Source organism: Martelella limonii, from assembly GCF_013344475.1.
In the GTDB taxonomy this organism is placed as follows: domain Bacteria; phylum Pseudomonadota; class Alphaproteobacteria; order Rhizobiales; family Rhizobiaceae; genus Martelella; species Martelella limonii.
Genome location: NZ_JABUOU010000009.1, coordinates 128,539 through 146,520, shown reverse-complemented (window position 1 = coordinate 146,520; position 17,982 = coordinate 128,539). Strand labels below are relative to the sequence as shown.

The 17,982-nt window shown below is 62.6% G+C and carries 16 protein-coding genes; 9 read left to right on the top strand and 7 right to left on the bottom strand.

Going from position 1 to position 17,982, the window contains the following annotated elements:
• The first annotated feature begins 10 nt into the window (after positions 1 to 10).
• The 6 genes from glgC to HPQ62_RS17220 are packed head-to-tail and all read left to right on the top strand — an operon-like array spanning position 11 to position 7,902.
• A complete protein-coding gene (glgC, locus tag HPQ62_RS17245) occupies positions 11 to 1,273 on the top strand; it encodes a glucose-1-phosphate adenylyltransferase (protein ID WP_174803819.1) in 1,263 nt (420 codons plus the stop codon).
• Between the two features lie 3 nt (positions 1,274 to 1,276).
• Positions 1,277 to 2,728: a glycogen synthase GlgA gene (glgA, locus tag HPQ62_RS17240; RefSeq protein WP_174803818.1), complete on the top strand. Its 1,452-nt coding sequence runs from the start codon at positions 1,277 to 1,279 to the stop codon at positions 2,726 to 2,728.
• Positions 2,725 to 4,353: an alpha-D-glucose phosphate-specific phosphoglucomutase gene (locus HPQ62_RS17235; RefSeq protein ID WP_174803817.1), complete on the top strand. Its 1,629-nt coding sequence runs from the start codon at positions 2,725 to 2,727 to the stop codon at positions 4,351 to 4,353. Before glgA ends, HPQ62_RS17235 begins: the two co-directional genes overlap by 4 nt.
• A 7-nt stretch (positions 4,354 to 4,360) precedes the next feature.
• A complete protein-coding gene (gene glgX / locus HPQ62_RS17230) occupies positions 4,361 to 6,346 on the top strand; it encodes a glycogen debranching protein GlgX (protein ID WP_174803816.1) in 1,986 nt (661 codons plus the stop codon).
• A 14-nt stretch (positions 6,347 to 6,360) separates the two neighbouring features.
• Entirely contained in the window at positions 6,361 to 6,846 is a 486-nt protein-coding gene (locus HPQ62_RS17225) for a MaoC family dehydratase (RefSeq protein ID WP_174803815.1), read from the top strand.
• 3 nt (positions 6,847 to 6,849) lie between these two features.
• Positions 6,850 to 7,902, top strand: a complete 1,053-nt coding sequence (locus HPQ62_RS17220) for a DUF2332 domain-containing protein (protein WP_174803814.1) — start codon at positions 6,850 to 6,852, stop codon at positions 7,900 to 7,902.
• On the opposite strand, the gene HPQ62_RS17215 is transcribed toward HPQ62_RS17220, so the two are convergent.
• From HPQ62_RS17215 to HPQ62_RS17195, 5 genes are read right to left on the bottom strand one after another with little or no spacing between them, the layout of a single operon-like run.
• Entirely contained in the window at positions 7,896 to 8,450 is a 555-nt protein-coding gene (locus tag HPQ62_RS17215; protein ID WP_174803813.1) for a sarcosine oxidase subunit gamma, read from the bottom strand. The genes HPQ62_RS17220 and HPQ62_RS17215 overlap by 7 nt on opposite strands.
• Positions 8,443 to 11,394: a sarcosine oxidase subunit alpha gene (locus HPQ62_RS17210; protein WP_174803812.1), complete on the bottom strand. Its 2,952-nt coding sequence runs from the start codon at positions 11,392 to 11,394 to the stop codon at positions 8,443 to 8,445. Before HPQ62_RS17210 ends, HPQ62_RS17215 begins: the two co-directional genes overlap by 8 nt.
• Positions 11,391 to 11,696 (bottom strand): sarcosine oxidase subunit delta, encoded by a 306-nt coding sequence (locus HPQ62_RS17205; RefSeq protein WP_174803811.1) that lies wholly within the window; start codon positions 11,694 to 11,696, stop codon positions 11,391 to 11,393. Before HPQ62_RS17205 ends, HPQ62_RS17210 begins: the two co-directional genes overlap by 4 nt.
• 2 nt (positions 11,697 to 11,698) lie before the next feature.
• Positions 11,699 to 12,535, bottom strand: a complete 837-nt coding sequence (locus tag HPQ62_RS17200) for an alpha/beta fold hydrolase (RefSeq protein ID WP_174803809.1) — start codon at positions 12,533 to 12,535, stop codon at positions 11,699 to 11,701.
• A gap of 8 nt (positions 12,536 to 12,543) precedes the next feature.
• Positions 12,544 to 13,797, bottom strand: coding sequence for a sarcosine oxidase subunit beta family protein (locus tag HPQ62_RS17195; RefSeq protein WP_174803808.1), 1,254 nt, complete (start codon positions 13,795 to 13,797; stop codon positions 12,544 to 12,546).
• Between the two features lie 344 nt (positions 13,798 to 14,141).
• Here HPQ62_RS17195 and rpsU point away from each other — a divergent pair, with 344 nt between their 5' ends.
• Together rpsU and HPQ62_RS17185 are read left to right on the top strand one after the other, a co-directional pair.
• On the top strand, positions 14,142 to 14,354 hold the full coding sequence (gene rpsU / locus HPQ62_RS17190; protein ID WP_174803807.1) for a 30S ribosomal protein S21: 213 nt from the start codon (positions 14,142 to 14,144) through the stop codon (positions 14,352 to 14,354).
• A 177-nt stretch (positions 14,355 to 14,531) separates the two neighbouring features.
• Positions 14,532 to 15,401: a tetratricopeptide repeat protein gene (locus HPQ62_RS17185; RefSeq protein ID WP_174803805.1), complete on the top strand. Its 870-nt coding sequence runs from the start codon at positions 14,532 to 14,534 to the stop codon at positions 15,399 to 15,401.
• 210 nt (positions 15,402 to 15,611) lie between these two features.
• Here HPQ62_RS17185 and HPQ62_RS17180 read toward each other — a convergent pair whose 3' ends face one another.
• Complete coding sequence (locus HPQ62_RS17180) at positions 15,612 to 17,066, bottom strand: TonB family protein (RefSeq protein ID WP_174803803.1); 1,455 nt, start codon at positions 17,064 to 17,066, stop codon at positions 15,612 to 15,614.
• Between the two features lie 131 nt (positions 17,067 to 17,197).
• Positions 17,198 to 17,641 (bottom strand): hypothetical protein, encoded by a 444-nt coding sequence (locus tag HPQ62_RS17175; protein ID WP_174803802.1) that lies wholly within the window; start codon positions 17,639 to 17,641, stop codon positions 17,198 to 17,200.
• Positions 17,642 to 17,808: 167 nt separating this feature from the next.
• Here HPQ62_RS17175 and hemP point away from each other — a divergent pair, with 167 nt between their 5' ends.
• On the top strand, positions 17,809 to 17,982 hold the full coding sequence (hemP, locus tag HPQ62_RS17170; protein WP_174803800.1) for a hemin uptake protein HemP: 174 nt from the start codon (positions 17,809 to 17,811) through the stop codon (positions 17,980 to 17,982).

Below are 17,982 nucleotides of genomic sequence, written 5' to 3'. Positions count from 1 at the left end.
GGAGGGAAGGATGAGCAATCGAATGGGGCAACCGCTCGCACGTGATGCGATGGCCTATGTACTGGCCGGCGGCCGCGGAAGCCGTCTGAAGGAATTGACGGACACACGCGCCAAGCCGGCCGTCTATTTCGGCGGCAAGACCCGCATTATCGACTTTGCGTTGTCGAACGCGCTGAATTCCGGCATCCGCCGCATAGGGGTCGCGACCCAGTACAAGGCGCACTCGCTGATCCGCCATTTGCACCAGGGCTGGAACTTCTTCAGACCCGAGCGAAACGAGAGTTTCGACGTTCTGCCCGCCTCCCAGCGCGTTTCGGAAACGCAGTGGTATGAAGGCACGGCCGATGCGGTCTACCAGAACATCGACATCATCGATTCCTACAATCCGGAATACATGATCATCCTGGCCGGCGACCATATCTACAAGATGGACTACGAGATGATGCTGCGCCAGCACGTCAACGAAGGCGCCGACATCACCATCGGCTGCCTCGAAGTGCCGGTCGAGGAAGCCAAGGGCTTCGGCGTCATGCATGTCGACGAGAACGACCGCATCGTCGATTTCGTTGAAAAGCCTGCCAATCCGCCGGGCATTCCCGGCAATGAGTCGATGGCGCTCGCCTCGATGGGCATCTACGTCTTCAAGACCAAGTTCCTGTTCGATTGCCTCTACCGCGATGCCGCCGATCCGACGTCGAGCCGCGATTTCGGCAAGGATATCGTTCCCTATATCGTCAAGAACGGCAAGGCGCTCGCCCACCGCTTCTCCAAGAGCTGCGTGCGCTCGAGCTTCGAAGACCAGGCCTACTGGCGCGATGTCGGCACGCTCGACGCCTACTGGCAGGCCAATATCGACCTGACCGGCGTGGTGCCCGAACTCGACATCTACGACAAGTCCTGGCCGATCTGGTCCTATTCGGAAGTGACGCCGCCGGCGAAATTCGTCCATGACGATGAAAACCGCCGGGGTTCGGCGGTGTCGTCGGTGGTCTCTGGCGACTGCATCATTTCCGGTTCGCAGCTCTACAAGAGCCTGCTCTTCACCGGCGTGCGCGCCAACTCCTATTCCCGCCTCGAAGGCGCGGTGGTTCTGCCGCGCGTTCATGTCGGACGTCACGCCCATCTGCGCAATGTCATCATCGACCACGGCGTGCATATCCCCGAAGGGCTCGTCGTTGGCGAGGATCCGGAGCTCGACGCTCGCCGGTTCCGCCGTTCCGAAAGCGGGATTTGCCTGATTACCCAATCGATGATTGACAGACTGGACAGTTAAGACATGAAGGTTCTTTCCGTTGCTTCGGAAATCTACCCGCTGATCAAGACGGGAGGGCTTGCCGACGTCGCCGGCGCTCTCCCGCTTGCTCTTTCTGCTTTTGGCATGGAAACGAAGACGCTGATCCCGGGCTACCCGGCGGTCATGAAGGCCATCGGCGACAAGGCCGAGAAGCTGCACACATTCGACAACCTGTTCGGCGAAAGGGCGGATGTGCTGTCTGCCCGGCACGCAGGGCTGGACCTTCTCGTCCTCGATGCGCCGGCGTTCTTCAACCGCTTCGGCAATCCCTATAACGCGCCGCATGGCGAGGGCTATTCGGACAACTGGCGGCGTTTTGGCGCGCTGTGCAAGGCAGCAGCCGAGATTGCCTCCGGTGCCCTTCCCGGATGGGAGCCCGACCTCGTCCACTGCCATGACTGGCAGGCGGCGCTGACGCCGGTCTATATGCGGTTTGCCGAAACGCCGGAAAAGCCGTCGATCCTCACCATTCACAACATCGCCTTCCAGGGCAATTTCGGCATCGACATCTTTCCCTGGCTTGGCCTTCCGCCGCACGCGCTTGCCGTCGACGGCATCGAATATTACGGCAATGTCAGCTTCCTCAAGGGCGGGCTGCAGACCGCCTGGAGCGTGACCACGGTCAGCCCCACCTATGCGCGCGAAATCCAGACGGCGCAGTATGGCATGGGCCTTGAGGGGCTCATCTCGGCGCGCGCCCACACCGTGACCGGCATCGTCAACGGCATCGACACCGATGTCTGGAACCCCGCGACGGACGACTCGCTTGTCAGCCGTTACTCGGCCCACAAGCCCCGCGCCCGCGAACCGAACCGGCAGGCGCTGAGCGAGCGCTTCGGCCTCGACAATGACGATTCACCGATCTTCTGCGTGGTCTCGCGCCTCACCTGGCAGAAAGGCATGGATATCCTTGCCGAAGTCGTCGGCGATCTGGTGGCCATGGGCGGCAAGCTTGCCGTGCTCGGCACCGGCGAACCGGGCCTTGAGGAAGGCTTCCGCAACATGGTCCGGTTCTATCCGGGCCGCGTCGGCACCATCATCGGCTATGACGAGACACTGTCGCATATCCAGCAGGCCGGCGCCGACGCGATCCTCATCCCGTCGCGTTTCGAGCCTTGCGGCCTGACCCAACTCTATGGCCTGCGTTACGGGTGCGTGCCCGTGGTGGCGCGCACCGGCGGGCTTGCCGATACCGTGATCGACGCCAATCCGGCAGCCCTTGCGGTGAACGCCGCGACCGGCATCCAGTTTTCGCCGGTGGAGCCATGGGCGCTCTCCCACGCCATCCGCCGCACGATCAGCCTCTACAACAACAAGAAAGCCTGGCTTGGCCTTCAGAAACAGGGCATGAAGAGCGACGTGTCTTGGAAGGCAAGCGCCGGCCTTTACGCAGATCTTTACAGGAAACTCGATTTGATGGTGTCGAAACCATGAGCGTCACGATTACGACCACGCCCTTCAAGGACCAGAAGCCCGGCACGTCGGGCCTTCGCAAGAAGGTGCCGGTATTCGCCGAGCCGCATTATGCCGAGAATTTCATCCAAGCGATCCTCGATTCGATCGGCGACTACAAGGGCAAGACGCTGGTGATCGGCGGCGATGGCCGCTACCTCAACCGCGAGGTGATCCAGACCACGATCAAGATGGCCGCGGCCAACGGTTTCGGCAAGGTCATGGTCGGCAAGGGCGGTATCCTGTCGACGCCGGCCGCCTCCAACATGATCCGCAAATATCAGGCCTTCGGCGGCATCATTCTTTCGGCGAGCCACAATCCCGGCGGTCCGGACGAGGATTTCGGCATCAAGTACAACACCGCCAATGGCGGCCCGGCGCCTGAAAAGATCACCGATGCGATCTACGAGCGCACCAAGCTGATCGACCGGTACCGGATATCCGAAGCTCCCGACGTCTCGCTCGACGAGATCGGGGTCAGCAAGGTCGATGACATGGAGGTCGAGGTCTTCGATCCGGTCGCCGACTACGCCGAGCTGATGGAACAGCTTTTCGATTTCGACGCGATCCGCTCCCATATCGCCTCCGGCTTCAAGCTCTCCTTCGATGCGATGAGTGCCGTCACCGGCCCTTATGCCAAGGAGATCCTCGAAAACCGCCTCGGCGCGCCCGAGGGTTCGGTGATGAATTTCGAGCCGAAGGAAGATTTCGGCGGCCACCATCCGGACCCCAATCTGGTTCACGCCAAGACGCTGTACGACGCCGTGATGAGCGAAGGCGGACCGGATTTCGGCGCGGCCTCCGATGGCGACGGCGACCGCAACATGGTGGTCGGTCATGGCGTGTTCATCACGCCCTCCGACAGCCTCGCCATTCTGGCCGCCAATGCCCATCTGGCACCGGCCTACAAGACAGGTCTCGCCGGCATTGCCCGCTCGATGCCGACCAGCCAGGCGGCCGACCGGGTGGCGGAGAAGCTCGGCATCGGCGCCTATGAGACGCCCACCGGCTGGAAGTTCTTCGGCAATCTGCTCGATGCCGGCAAGGCGACGCTCTGCGGCGAGGAAAGCTTCGGCACCGGCTCCAACCATGTGCGCGAGAAGGACGGGCTCTGGGCGGTTCTGCTGTGGCTGAACATTCTGGCGGTGCGCGGCGAGAGCGCGCTCGACATCGTCAAGAAGCACTGGGCCGAATATGGCCGCAACTACTATTCCCGTCACGACTATGAAGGCATCGACACCGAAGCCGCAAACGGACTGATGGATGCGCTGCGCGAAAAGCTTGAAACGCTTCCCGGCACCACCTTCCGCGGCCTGACTGTGGCCGAAGCGGACGATTTCGCCTATCACGATCCGGTCGACGGTTCGGTAAGCCGCAGGCAGGGCATTCGCATCCTGTTCGAAAACGGCTCGCGCGTGGTGTTCCGTCTCTCCGGCACGGGTACGTCCGGCGCGACGCTGCGCGTCTATCTTGAACATTACGAGCCCGATCCGGCAAAGCACGACGCCGACACCCAGGAAACCCTTTCCGATCTGATCGCCTATGCCGAGGACGTGGCCGGGATTGCGGAACGCACCGGTCGCACCGAGCCGACCGTGATCACCTGAGTTTTCGATGTCCGAGCCTTCCAAAACGCCCGGCGTCCGGGTTCTGGACCGGGGCGTGGAATTTTCCGTCTATTCGGAAAGTGCAGCCGGCATGGAGCTCTGCCTCTTTGACGAGGCAGGGCGCCAGACCGCCAAGCTGCCCATGGCCCATGCCGGCGGCAACTTGTTCCGGCTGATGGTCGACGGACTGAAGCCGGGCCAGCGCTATGGCTACCGTGCCTTTGGTGACTGGGACCCGATGCAGGGGCTGTGGTTCGATCCGTCCAAGCTTCTGACCGACCCCTACGCCCGCGAGATCGACCGCCCCTACCGGTTCGACACGGATCTGACCGAGTTCGGCGTCGATACGGCGGACCTGGTGCCGAAGAGCATCGTCGTCGCCGATTGCGGCGAAGCGATCGAACATGTCGATTTTCCATCCGGCGGATTGATCTACGAGGCAGGCGTACGGTCACTGACGATGCTCCACCCCGATGTGCCGGAAGCGATCCGCGGCACCGTGGCAGCCCTTGGCCATCCCGCCATCATCGCGCATCTGAAAAAGCTCGGCGTCGATGCGATCGAGCTTCTGCCGGTGACCGCATGGATGGACGAACGCCATCTTCTGCCGCTCGGACTTTCCAATGCCTGGGGCTACAATCCGGTCACCTTCATGGCGCTCGAACCGCGCATCTGCCCCGGTGGCCCGGCGGAGCTCCGGGCTGCGGTCAAGGCGCTCCATGCAGCGGGCATCGCGGTGATCCTTGATCTCGTTTTCAACCATAGCGGCGAGAGCGACCAGTTCGGCGGCACGCTGAGCTTTCGCGGCCTCGACAACGCGACCTATTACCGCCTCGCCCACGACGACCCTTCTGTGCTCATCAACGACACCGGCTGCGGCAATACGATTGCCTGCGACCACCCGATGGTGCGACGCTATATCATCGACAGCCTGCGTTACTTCGTGAGCGAGATCGGCATTGACGGTTTCCGGTTCGATCTGGCGCCGGTTCTAGGCCGCGCCTATGAGGGCTTTGATCCCAACTCCGAAACCCTTTCGGCAATTCTCACCGATCCGGTTTTGCAGAACCGCACGATGATTGCCGAGCCATGGGACATCGGCCCCGGCGGCTATCACCTCGGCAATTTTCCTGCACCATTTCTTGAATGGAACGATCGCGCCCGCGACGACATCCGCAAGTTCTGGCGTGGCGATGCATCGATGACCGGATCGCTTGCCGATGCGCTGTCGGGCTCCTCTGACGTATTTACCGAAAGCCCGCGCACCCGATCCGTGAATTTCATCGCGGCCCATGACGGGTTTTCGCTCTACGATCTGACGGCCTATGTGCACAAGCATAACGGGCCGAATGGCGAGCACAATCGCGACGGCCACGATGAAAACTATTCCTGGAACAACGGCGTCGAGGGTGAAAGCGAAAACGCGCTTGTCAATGAGCGCCGCAGGCAGGATGTGCGCGCTCTGCTCGGCACCCTGTTTGCAAGCCGCGGCGCGATCATGCTGAAGGCGGGCGATGAAGGCGGTTGCAGCCAGAAGGGCAACAACAATGCCTATTGCCAGGACAACGAAACCACCTGGCTGGACTGGCCGGGCATGGATGCCGCGCTGGTGGCGCATACGGCGGCGCTCTCGGCGCTCCGCAAGCGTTTCGACGTCTTTGGCGAAACCGCATTTTTCACCGGCGATGACGTGCAGTGGCTCAGGCCGGATGGCAGGCCAATGGAGGTTGCGGACTGGGAGAGCCCGCAATGCCAATGCCTGAGCATGGTGCTGTCGACCGTGGAGACCGATACGGGCGAACCCTCGCGCCTTGCCGTACTCATCAATCGGGGCCATGAAGAAGCGGTTTTCAAGCTGCCTGAAACCGACGAGCATGGCTGGCACAGCCTTGCCGGCGAAAGCGCGGGAACCGTAGAGATCGCGCTTGCACCCCGCTCTGTATCGTTTTATGCCGAGAGGCTTCCCGAAGGCCAGTCAAGGCGCCTTCCCTGACGAAAGAAGACCAGATGGTTGTCGAAATCTCGCTCGCTGATGTCAAAGGACTGATCGGACAGGAAGTGGGCCTTTCGCGGTGGTTCACCGTCGACCAGTCGATGATCGACACGTTCGCCGATGCGACACACGACCATCAGTTCATCCACACGGATCCCGAACGCGCCAAGGAAACGCCTTTCGGCGGCACCATCGCGCATGGTTTCCTGACGCTTTCACTCCTTTCGGCCATGAATTTCGACTGCGTGCCGAAAGTGCGCGAGCAGACGATGGGCATCAATTTCGGCTTCGAGAAAGTCCGCTTCATGACCCCGGTGAAGAGTGGCGCGAAGGTGCGCGGCCGGTTTCTCTTGAAGAATGCCCGTTTCCGCGGCGCCCAACTTCTGGCGATCAACTACACCGTCACCGTCGAGATCGAGGGCGAGCGCAAGCCCGCGCTCTCCGCCGAGTGGATCACTTTGATCCAGTTCGACGCAGCCGACCGGCCTGAAACGGTGTGAACCATGAGCCCAAACCCGGCCATTGCTGCGGGGTTTGAAAGTCAGGCCCGGGCCTGTGATGAGCTTGGCTCGCCATTTACCGCAAGGCTTTGCAGGCTCGCCGCCCAAAGGCTTGGGTATCAAGGCACAATCCCGTCGCTGATTGATGCATGGCCGGAAGACCGCATTCGGCCGGATGCTTTGGCGCTGCGCTTCTGCGGGGCCTTGCATGCCTTAAAGCGGCGCGGCTTTAGCCCGCTCGCCACCGTCTATCCGCCGGAACACGTCCGGGATGACGCGCTCTGGCAGGCTGTCGATCAGGCCCTCGTCGAGGAAGCGGACTTCATCGCCGAGCGGATGCAATCCGCGCCCCAGACCAATGAAGTCCGACGTTCCGCCGCCCTGTTCCCGGCATTTCAATTGATTGCAGCACGCTTTCCGGGCAAGGCTCTGGTGCTCTCCGAAGTCGGAGCATCGGCCGGGCTCAACCTGATGTGGGATCGTTACGGCTATCGACTGGGAGACCGGTCTTTTCCGCCTTCAGGAAGCGAGCCGCCCTTTGAAATCGCACCTGACTGGCAAGGTCCGCTGCCGCCGGATGCCGCGATCACCGTCAGCGAGCGGGCCGGCTGCGATCTCAATCCGCTCCAGGCTTCGAACCAGGACGATTGCGAACGGCTGCTGTCCTATATCTGGGCCGACCAGACCGACCGGCTGGAGCGCACGGAAAAGGCGCTGGCGCTCGCGCGTTCAACAGGACTCACGGTCGAAAAGGCCGATGCAGTGGAATGGCTTGCCGAAAGGCTTTCCTTGCAGCGCCCGGGCAAGGTGCACATCGTCTACCACACCATCGCCTGGCAATATCTGCCGTTTGCGGCGCGCGCGGAGGGCGAGCGGCTGTTGGCCGAGGCAGGCGCACGCGCGGACGCGAATGCGCCTCTTTGCCGCCTTGCGATGGAGGCAGACAGCGAAGCGCCCGGAGCCGGCCTGACGCTGACCATCTGGCCCGACGGCGAAACGCTGAAACTCGGCCGGGCGGATTTCCACGGCAGATGGATCGACTGGGCCGGTCAGTAGGCCGCATCCTTCGCGCCCTGATCGAGCAGACCGAAGACGTAGGGCGCAAACGAGCGCCAGCACTCCACCCGGAAGGTCTGTTCGTCCTTGCGGAACAGCACGATTTCCGCCTTGCCGAGGATCGTCCGGGTGACCTTTCCCACGGGGAAACTCTCGAGCCTCAGATCGAGCGGGCAGGCCGCGTTCAGCGTTGCGGCAGCGCCTGGACCATCGACCATGATCGCGATGTTGCGCTGGGAAACATCGACCGCCGAATAGGCCCCTGCGGCGGGGCCGAGACGGCCGGCGAGATCGTCCTCGTATTCGTCGATCACCAGCCATTCATCGGGGCCGAGCCAGAAGGCATAGCGCCCCTCCCCGCCTGATGCGGAAAGCGGCTTTACCGGCAGATCGAGTTCCAGCATGCCGTTGAGGCCGGGTATGGCAGCCTCTTCGGCCCGCAGCGAGAGCCGCGTGGCAGGCCGGGCGACGACAAGGCGGGCAAGTCCCGAGCCGCCATAGGCGCCGGCAAGCGGCAGATCACGGGCAGCCGTCATATGCTCAACCATGGATGCGCGCTCCTTCAGGATCGTAGAAAACGGTATCGACCACCTCGATGGCGATCGTGCGCTCCGGCATCGGCACGAAGAGCGTCTGGCCCTTCAGCGCATGGCCGTTCTTGACAACGGCCATGGCAATGCCGCTCTGCAGCGCTTCCGACCAATAGGCCGACGTCACATGGCCAAGCGTCGGCAACGGCTTTGCTGCATTGGGATCGGCGACCACATGGGCGCCCTCCTCCAGCACAAGCCGGGGATTGTTCTTCACGATCAGGCCGACGAGTTGCTTGCGGCCTTCGGCAACGAGATCTGGCCGCTTCAGCCCGCGCATGCCGACGAAGTCCTTCTTCTTCTTCGACACGGCCCAGCCCATGCCGACATCGTAGGGCGTGACCGTCCCGTCCGTATCCTGGCCGACGACGATGTAACCCTTCTCGGCGCGCAGCACATGCATGGTCTCGGTGCCATAGGCGCAGGCGCCGAGGCTTTCGGCCCGCGCGAAGATCGCCTTCCAGACATCGAGACCGAAATCGGCGGGCACGTTGATCTCGTAGCCAAGCTCGCCGGTAAACGACACCCGGAACAGCCGCGCCGGGACGCCGCAGACCGTGCATTCGGCAAGGCTCATATGCGGCAGCGCTTCGTTGGAAATATCCGCACCTTCAACGAAGGGCTGGATGATCTCCCGCGCCATCGGGCCCTGCACCGCGATCACCGCCCATTGCTCGGTGGTCGAGGTCAGCCAGACCTTCAGATGCGGAAACTCGGTCTGGAGGTAATCCTCCATCATGTTCAGCACGCGCGGCGCACCGCCTGTCGTCGTGGTCACATGGAAGCGGTCATGGGCGAGCCTGCCGACGACGCCGTCATCATAGACGTAGCCGTCCTCACGCAGCATCAGCCCGTAGCGGCACTTGCCGGGCTTCAGCGTCGACCAGGCATTGGAATACATCATATCCATGAAGGCTTCGGCGTCGGGGCCCACGACCTCGATCTTGCCGAGCGTCGAGGCATCGAACACACCGGCGGCTTCGCGCACCGTCCGGCATTCGCGGTTGACCGCATCATGCTTGGTCTCGCCGGCGCGCGGAAAATACCAGGCGCGCTTCCAGTTGCCGACATCCTCGAAGGCAGCGCCCGCGCCTTCGGCCCAGGCATGGATCGGCGTCTTGCGGGCCGGATCGAACAACGCATCGCGCGAATGATTGATCAGCGTGCCGAAGGTGACAGGCGTGAACGGCTGGCGGAAGGTGGTAAGGCCCACCTGCGGGATCGGCCGGTCCAGCACCTCGGCGGCGATCGCCAGGCCGTGCATGTTGGAAAGCTTGCCCTGGTCGGACGCCATGCCATTGGTGGTGAAGCGCTTGATATGCTCGATTGAGGCCATGCCCTCATGGACCGCCTGGCGGATATCCTTGGCGCAGACATCGTGCTGATAGTCGATGAAGGCCTTGGCATAGGGGTCGGCCTCATCGTCCTCGCCCAGCATGCCGCCGGTCCAGGCATGCGCCGTCGTGGCCTCGATATCGGCAATGCCGCCGCCCGCCGCAATGGACTCGGCGATCAGATCGGCAACCGCATCCGTGCCATTGCAGGTCCCGGCCGAAACCGCGTTCTGCGCGTAGGCGCCAGGCAGGAATCGCTCGTTCTCCGCATCGAAGACGAGCTTGCCGCGCGACTGCGAGAACAGATGCACCGACGGCGTCCAGCCGGCGGAGGTGATCAGCGCGTCGATATCGTAATCGCGGGCCTTCCCGGCCCCCTTCACGCGCATCGACCTGACGCGAAGCCGGCCTTTCGTTCCAGTGATCCTGTGCGCTTGAAGCACCTTGATGCCGAGAGCTGCGGCCTCCTCGGCAAGGCCCGGGCCCGCTTCAGGGCGGCTGTCGATGATCGCCACCACCGTGACACCGGCGCGCTTCAGATCGAACGCCGCCTCATAGGCCGAATCATGGGCGCAGTAGACGCCAACCTTCGAACCGACGGCGACGCCGTAGTGATTGAGATAGCTGCGCGCGGCGGACGCCAGCATGATGCCCGGACGGTCATTGTCGGGAAACACCATCGGCCGATCGATCGCGCCGGTGGCAAGCACCACCTTTTCCGCCCTCACCTGCCACAGCCGCTCGCGCGGACCGTCTGCCTTGGCATTTGGCAAATGGTCGGTGAGCCGCTCGCAGAGACCGAGGAAATTGTGGTTGTAATAGCCAAACGCCGTGGTGCGCGGCAGATAGCGGACATTGTCCATGGCGGCGAGTTCGGCTGCGGCTTCGAGCGCCCAGTCGTGACCGGGCTTGCCGTTGACCGTGGTGCCGCTCTCATATTGCAGCGCGCCACCCGGCTCCGGCTTTTCGTCGCATATGATGACGTCCTTTCCGGTGCGCGCGGCAGAAAGGGCTGCGGTCAGGCCTGCAAGCCCGGCACCCACCACCAGCACGTCGCAGTGGACGTAGCGGCTTGCATAGGTGTCCGGATCCTCTTCCGTCGGCGCCACCCCGAGGCCGGCCGCCTTTCGGATCGCCGGTTCATAGAGCTTGTGCCAGGCGCTGAACGGCCACATGAAGGTCTTGTAGTAGAAGCCAGCAATCAGCATCGGCGAGACGATGTCGTTGATCGCACCGACATCGAAGGAAAGCGACGGCCAGCGGTTCTGCGAACCGGCCTTCATGCCGTCGAACACCTCCTGCACCGTGCCGCGCACATTGGGCTGACGCCGGGCGCTGTCGCGGGCAATATCGAACAGCGCGTTCGGTTCCTCGGAGCCCGCCGTCAGGAAACCGCGCGGGCGGTGATACTTGTAGGATCGGCCGACGAGATGGACGCCGTTTGCAAGAAGCGCGGATGCCAGCGTATCGCCTTCAAGCGCCGAATAGGTCTTGCCGTCGAAGGTGAACCGGACGGTTCTGGCAGGCGTCAGCCGGCCCTTTCCGGCGATCCGAAATGCGCCGCTCATTGGCCGTCTCCTGCGACAAGCGTTTCGGCGTCGGGTCTCGGCTCGCCTGCCTTGTAGGTTTTCAGGAAACGATCAGATACGGTATCGCGAGCGGCATTGAAGAACCGGCCGCAGCCGCGGATATGCCGCCAGCGCTCGAAATGGAGCCCCTTGGGATTGGTGCGCATGAAGAAGAACGCGGCAAATTCCGCATCGGAAAGTTCGGCCATGTTTTCAGGCCGCGCGATATGCGCCTCGCCCGCGCCGGCAAACTCGAGCTCGCTGCGCGCTTCCTCGCAATAGGGACAGTAGATCAGGAGCATGTTCAGTTTCCCTCCAGTTCGGGCAAGGCGTCGGGAAGTTCTGTCAGCAGCGCGACGAGTTCTCGCGGGACTTCCAGCTGAGGCAGGTGGCCGGCGCCCTTCAGCGGGTGAAGCGGCACGCCGATCCTGCTAGCCAGCAATCTGCCGCGCTCGATCGGTATCCACGGGTCCCGCTCGCCCCAGATGATGCTGACCGGGCAGGCGATCAATTTCAGCCGGTCTGCAAATTCATCGGTGAAGGCGTCATCGGCCTGGGCGAACTGGCGGTAGAAGCTCTGATGCCCGTCCGGCGTGAGCCAGGGGCTGACCAGTTCGTGCAGATCGTGGGCGTCGATCTCGTTGACGAGCGCGCCCCGGATATAGGCTTCCACGATCGCGCCATGAATATGCGGCGGCAGCGGCGTGAAGGCATCGACATGGCGTCCGACATGATCGAAGAATTCCGAGCCCCAGGGACTGAGCGCCACCACATTCATCAGCGTCAGGCTCGCATAGGCAACGTCATGCAGCAGATGCGCGCGCAGCGTCACCGCGCCGCCGAAATCATGGGCAAGGACATGCGGCGCATCGAGCCCCCAATGGGCAACCATCTCCTTGAAGATGCGGCCCTGAACATCGAGCCCGGTCGCCTGGTCCGGCGCCTTTGAAGACCGTCCGAATCCCGGCATGTCGTACCAGTAGACCGTATATGAACGAGACAGCGACAGCAGGATCCGGTGCCAGGAAAAGGACGACCACGGCCAGCCATGGGCGAGCACGAGCGCCGGCCCCTTGCCGGTGCTGCCCCAGGCCACCTTGCCGGCGCTGGTCTCGACCTTGCTGTTGACGTTCCAGAGCATGGCGTTTCCTAGTGCGCGACCGCGGCAGCCGCGGCTTCATCGATCAGCCGGCCGGTATTGTAGCGCTCAAGCGTGAGGCCTGCGGCAAGCTTGTGCGGTTCGCCCTTTGCGATCAGATGGGCGAAGAGATGAGCGGAGCCCGGCGTTGCCTTGAAGCCGCCCGTGCCCCAGCCGCAATTGACGAACAGATTCGGCACCGGAGTGACGCTCTGGATCGGCGAGCGGTCCGGGGTGTTGTCGGTGATCCCGCCCCACTGGCGCATCATCTTGACGCGACGGAAGATCGGAAACAGCTCGCAGATGGCATCCAGCGTGTGGGTGATGATCTGCAACCCGCCGGTCTGGGAATAGGAATTATACTGGTCGGTGCCCGCTCCGATGACCAGTTCACCCTTGTCGGACTGGGATATATAGGCGTGGACCGAATTCGACATCACCACGCAGGGAAAGATCGGCTTCAGCGGCTCTGAAACCAGCGCCTGCAGCGGCTGGCTTTCAAGCGGCAGGCGCACATCGGCCATTGCCATGACGACCGAATTGTGGCCCGAGGCCGAAACGCCGATCTTCTTGGCGCCGATGAAGCCGCGATTGGTCTCCACACCGGTTACCGCACCGTCGGCGCCTCTCCGGATCGCCTTGACCTCACAGTTCTGGATGATGTGGACGCCGCGATCGGAGGCGGCGCGGCCATAACCCCAGACCACCGCATCGTGACGGGCGGTGCCTGCGCGCCGCTGCAGGGCCGCGCCGTTCACGGGATAGCGCGCGGTCGCCGAAATATCGAGCGGCGGGCAGTATTCCTTGGCCTGAACCGGGGTCAGCCACTCGTTGTCGATGCCATAAAGCCGGTTGGCATGCACATGGCGCTTGAAGGACTGGCGGTCATGTTCGTTGTGCGACAGCATCATCACGCCGCGTGGGGAGAACATCACATTGTAATTGAGATCGAGCGACAGGCCTTCCCACATCTTCAGCGAATGCTCGTAGATGTCCATGCTCTCGTCATAGAGATAGTTGGAGCGCACGATGGTGGTGTTGCGCCCGGTATTGCCGCCGCCGACCCAGCCCTTTTCCAGCACCGCGATATTGGTGATGCCATGTTCCTTGGCAAGGTAGTAGGCAGCCCCCATGCCATGGCCGCCGCCGCCGATGATGATGACGTCGTATTCGCTCCTCGGCTCCGGCGAGGTCCAGTGCTTTTCCCAGCCCTTGTGGTGGCGCATGGCCTCGCGCGCGAGAGCGAAAACGGAATATTTGCGCATTCTGAGGCTCCATCGGGTTCGCCGGCATTGCCCTATACCAATCGCAAATCGAAATACGGCGCAACGTCCTTTTTGCGACGCTTTCTTGGCCCGCATTCGACATTGCCTGCGTCGGCCCGGATACGCGGGCAATAGCCGATTGCATTTGTCCGCGAATCCTGCCAATCAGCACGCGGATTTCCACCGATCGGCATGTGAAATGCGAGAAGGGCTGGACTTCCGGCGCGCGATCTGATATTCGCGGCGCCAGATATGGGCGGGTTGTACCGTCTGAAGACCAATCAACGCCTGAACGTGCAAGTATTTGCCAGGCTCAGACACAACGATTAAGGAACGGGATACACGTGCAAGTACTTGTCCGCGACAACAATGTTGACCAGGCCCTCCGCGCTCTGAAGAAGAAAATGCAGCGCGAAGGCATCTTCCGCGAAATGAAGATGCGCGACCACTACGAAAAGCCGTCGCAGAAGCGTGCGCGCGAAAAGGCAGAAGCCATCCGCCGCGTTCGCAAGCTGGCCCGCAAGCGCGCCATCCGCGAAGGTCTGGTATCGCGCTGATTGTCGCCTTTTTGGCACATTGATACGTTCTTAAGGCGGGAGCAGCTGATCCCGCCTTTTTGTTTGACGTTTTTTAACGCAGATCGGTTAATCTGACAGACAAACTCGACCTCGGTGTCCGGCGTGGAACAAAACTGCCTGCCGGCTGTTGTCGCTCAAGGGCATGCATTTATGGGGATGGATATGACGAAGATCACCGGCGCGCTTTCGGGCGGCTCGTTTCAGGCAGGCAATACCGTCAGGAACGTTCTCCTGGCGGGCACACTCGCACTGCTTGCAAGCTGCCAGAGCAGCCAGGTCATGAACCAGAACGTGGTGAGCATCGATGCCACCCAGGGTTCCGAACAGAACATCGCCTCGCTCTCCAGTGTGATTGCCGCCAACCCTAACGATCCGGGCGCCTATAATGTCCGTGGCTCCGCCTATGGCCGCGCCGGCGACGACCGCCGCGCGATCGACGATTTCAACAAGGCGATCGCGCTCAATCCGAATTATTACCAGGCCTATGCCAACCGGGCGCTGATCGAACGCAGCCTTGGCCGCCAGATGGATGCGCTCAACGATTATAACCGCGCCGTCCAGATCAATCCGGATTACGACGTCGCCTATATCGGCCGCGGCAATCTGTACCGCGAATCGGGCCAGCTCGACGACGCCTTCAACGACTACAATCGCGCGATCCAGCTCAACACCACCGATCCGCGCGCCTATCACAATCGTGGCCTGATCTATCAGCAGCGCGGCCAGCAGGAACTCGCGATCGCCGACTTCTCGAAGTCGATCTCGCTGTCGCCCAATTCTCCGCAGCCCTATAATGGCCGTGGCGTCTCGTATCTGGCGCTGAACGACGACCAGAATGCGCGCGCGGATTTCGAAAAGGCACTGGCGCTCGATCAGCGCAATGCTGAAAGCTGGGCAAACATGGGTCTGGTGCTCGAGCGCTCGGGTGATACGGCCAAGGCGGTCACCTATTACCAGAAGGCAAAGTCGCTCAACCCCAACTATCAGCCCGCACTCCAGGGCCTGCAGCGCACGATGGGCTCCTGATCACGGCATATGGGGGGCGGCCGCGAAGTCTGCCCCTCGCCGATCTGATCATATCGCGATCATATGCCGTGCTGCGCCGCGCGGCAGCCTTTTCCCAGCATGAAGACATTTTGGGTACGCGTTTACCGTCCGCGCGAGCGCGTCCCATACCCGTCGCCCTTCGAGATGACGCGGGGCGCAACACCAGCCAGCCGCTGCCGGTTCACCCCGTCAGCGTCTGAGGTTGAGCTGGATCGGAAGGGAAAACCGGTGACTGGCTGCGCTGAAACTTGCCGGGAAGGGCCCGAAGGGGCCGGCAGCCCGCGCGCGCTGCAGCACGATGGCGTCCACCTTGCTGTTGCCCGAAGACTTGCCCAATGAGACCGACGCGATAGAACCCGACCGATTGAGGGTCACGTTGACAGTGACGTTCGCCTGGAGCGGTCCATTGCCGTGATAGTACCGCTCGACCGCAACCGAGCGCCGCAATTTCGCGCTCAGCCTGCCGGTATAGTTCGCCATCTCGGCAGCGCCGTTGCCGCTTTTGCCCGCCTGCGCCTTTGCTGCGGAAACCGCGCCCTTTTCAGCCGTTCCGGAGCTGACGCCCTTGCGCTGGTCGCGGCTTGCCTGGCCGGAAGAGCCTGCTGGTGGCCGCTTGGCGACCGGCTTCGGGCGCTCTGCAGCCTTTTGTTCGACCACCTTTCGCTCGGCGGCCTTGTGCGCGGCGACCTGATCTTCGGGCAGAGGCTCTGTCTTCCACGGAGATTGTACCGGCACCGGCGCATCGATATCGAAAGCCGGGTCATCAAGTGTTGCAGTGATTGTCTCGGTGGGCACGGCCGTTGGGGTCAGGGGCTCCGTCTGTTCGACCGGCGGAGCGGAGGGCTGCGGGGTCACGGCTTCTGCAGCGAGCGGGCTTGCCGCCTGTGCGGGCACGGCCTCGGGCGCGGACACCGCTGGCGCCGGAGCGACAGCATCGGGGGAAACAGCCTGCGTCGGCGCTGCGGCAAGGACCGGCGGTGTTGGCGCAGCGGGCGCGGGGACAGCGTCTGCAACGCTTGCGGCTGGAACCGCTTCAGGCGCCGGACTCGCCGGCGTCACGGGTTCGGCTGCCTGCAGCGGCACTGCCTCCGGTACGGAGGCCTTCAGCGGCTCCGCCGAAGCGGCCGTTGCGGTTTCGACCGGTACGGGTTCGGCATGGATCTCTTCCGGTTCGCGCCCGCTTGCCGCCGCGTCGACATCGCCATTGCCGACCATGATGACGCTGACGACCGTACTGCCCTCCTCGACGGGCGCTTCCGGCAGGATCCGCGCGACATGAAGCGCCATGGCGAATGCGGCGCAATGGACCATCACCGATGCGAGCGTTGCCAGCGGCAGCCGCTTTCCGCCGCCCGTTGCGCCGGCTGCGCTGGCGGCCATGGCCATGGGCGGAGCAAAGCCAAGCTCGGCCTCTTCGGCAGGCAGCTGCGGGGCATCATCCGCCGCGATCATATCGGCCGCCGGGCGGCTCGACGCGGCATTGGCAGCGGCCCTCAACTCGATCACGACGGCATCGAGATCGACCGAGGAGCCGACCGAAATCTCGGGCGCATCGGCGCCGTCATGCACGGTCTCATCGACGGGCGCAAGCTCCCGCATCCCGCCCGGCAGGCCCATCGCAAACATTGCGCCTTCACTCGTCATTCGTGCCTTGAGTCCATCAAGAGGCGTTCCGCGCCTTCAAAAGGCGCGAACACGCTTCATTCATCCGTTGCGGCACTGATCAGCCGGGGCGTGGATATGACGCCCTGACGTCAAAGCGCCAATGTCCTCGCTCAGCCGTCGAAGGGGATATCCGCCTTCGAACCGGTCTCAAGCGCGCCCATGCAATCCACGCCTTCGGCATCGCAGACCTTGATGTCGTTGAGCAGCAGACCGCCAAGGGCATCGCAGCTTGCGCCGGGCAGTTCGAACTGGCGAACCCGCTTCTTGCCTTCCGGCAGCGTCAGGAAGTCGAGCATGGTCAGCCGGTCGACAACGCCCTCGCTGTCAAACAGCGCAACCTCGGCCTGCAGGCTTTCGATATCCGCCGGCAGATCATTCTCGACGAGGAATGTCAGCTTGCAGCCATTGTCGGTGCTTTCAAGTGCATTCAGAGAAATCATCAGTCCCGCCGTTTTCGGCGCATCATCGGTGGTCGTCTCAGGGGCCGCATCCTGCGCCAGTGCCGGCTGGCAGAGGGCAAGGGCGAGCAGAGCGGTGCAGAGCGGTAATCTCATCGCGAAAATTCTCCGGAATGTGAAAGGGTCCCAAATCTCGATCGGCCCATCCTATCCCTCATCTGGCAAAACGTCTATTGCGTGGATAGCCAAAGGTGACTAATAGAGTCAACTTATAAAACATGATTTCTAGAATCAAGTTATAGGCAAAGACAGACCGAGCCAAGATGAACCAGCAAAGAGAAGCCGCAAAGACCGGCCCGCACCATGATCCGGGCGACCGGCGGGTGATCGAGAGCGAAGACCTGTTCAAGGGTCGCAGCGAGATCGTCATCCGCCACCAGGGCGCCGACTACCGCATGAAGATTACCCGCCAGGGCAAGCTGATCCTGAACAAATAG

Coding starts and splice junctions, on each gene's coding strand:
- glgC (WP_174803819.1), top strand. CDS start 11: ATGAGCAATCGAATGGGGCAACCGCTCGCACGTGATGCGATGGCCTAT.
- glgA (WP_174803818.1), top strand. CDS start 1,277: ATGAAGGTTCTTTCCGTTGCTTCGGAAATCTACCCGCTGATCAAGACG.
- HPQ62_RS17235 (WP_174803817.1), top strand. CDS start 2,725: ATGAGCGTCACGATTACGACCACGCCCTTCAAGGACCAGAAGCCCGGC.
- glgX (WP_174803816.1), top strand. CDS start 4,361: ATGTCCGAGCCTTCCAAAACGCCCGGCGTCCGGGTTCTGGACCGGGGC.
- HPQ62_RS17225 (WP_174803815.1), top strand. CDS start 6,361: ATGGTTGTCGAAATCTCGCTCGCTGATGTCAAAGGACTGATCGGACAG.
- HPQ62_RS17220 (WP_174803814.1), top strand. CDS start 6,850: ATGAGCCCAAACCCGGCCATTGCTGCGGGGTTTGAAAGTCAGGCCCGG.
- HPQ62_RS17215 (WP_174803813.1), bottom strand. CDS start 8,450: ATGGTTGAGCATATGACGGCTGCCCGTGATCTGCCGCTTGCCGGCGCC.
- HPQ62_RS17210 (WP_174803812.1), bottom strand. CDS start 11,394: ATGAGCGGCGCATTTCGGATCGCCGGAAAGGGCCGGCTGACGCCTGCC.
- HPQ62_RS17205 (WP_174803811.1), bottom strand. CDS start 11,696: ATGCTCCTGATCTACTGTCCCTATTGCGAGGAAGCGCGCAGCGAGCTC.
- HPQ62_RS17200 (WP_174803809.1), bottom strand. CDS start 12,535: ATGCTCTGGAACGTCAACAGCAAGGTCGAGACCAGCGCCGGCAAGGTG.
- HPQ62_RS17195 (WP_174803808.1), bottom strand. CDS start 13,797: ATGCGCAAATATTCCGTTTTCGCTCTCGCGCGCGAGGCCATGCGCCAC.
- HPQ62_RS17185 (WP_174803805.1), top strand. CDS start 14,532: ATGGATATGACGAAGATCACCGGCGCGCTTTCGGGCGGCTCGTTTCAG.
- HPQ62_RS17180 (WP_174803803.1), bottom strand. CDS start 17,066: ATGACGAGTGAAGGCGCAATGTTTGCGATGGGCCTGCCGGGCGGGATG.
- HPQ62_RS17175 (WP_174803802.1), bottom strand. CDS start 17,641: ATGAGATTACCGCTCTGCACCGCTCTGCTCGCCCTTGCCCTCTGCCAG.
- hemP (WP_174803800.1), top strand. CDS start 17,809: ATGAACCAGCAAAGAGAAGCCGCAAAGACCGGCCCGCACCATGATCCG.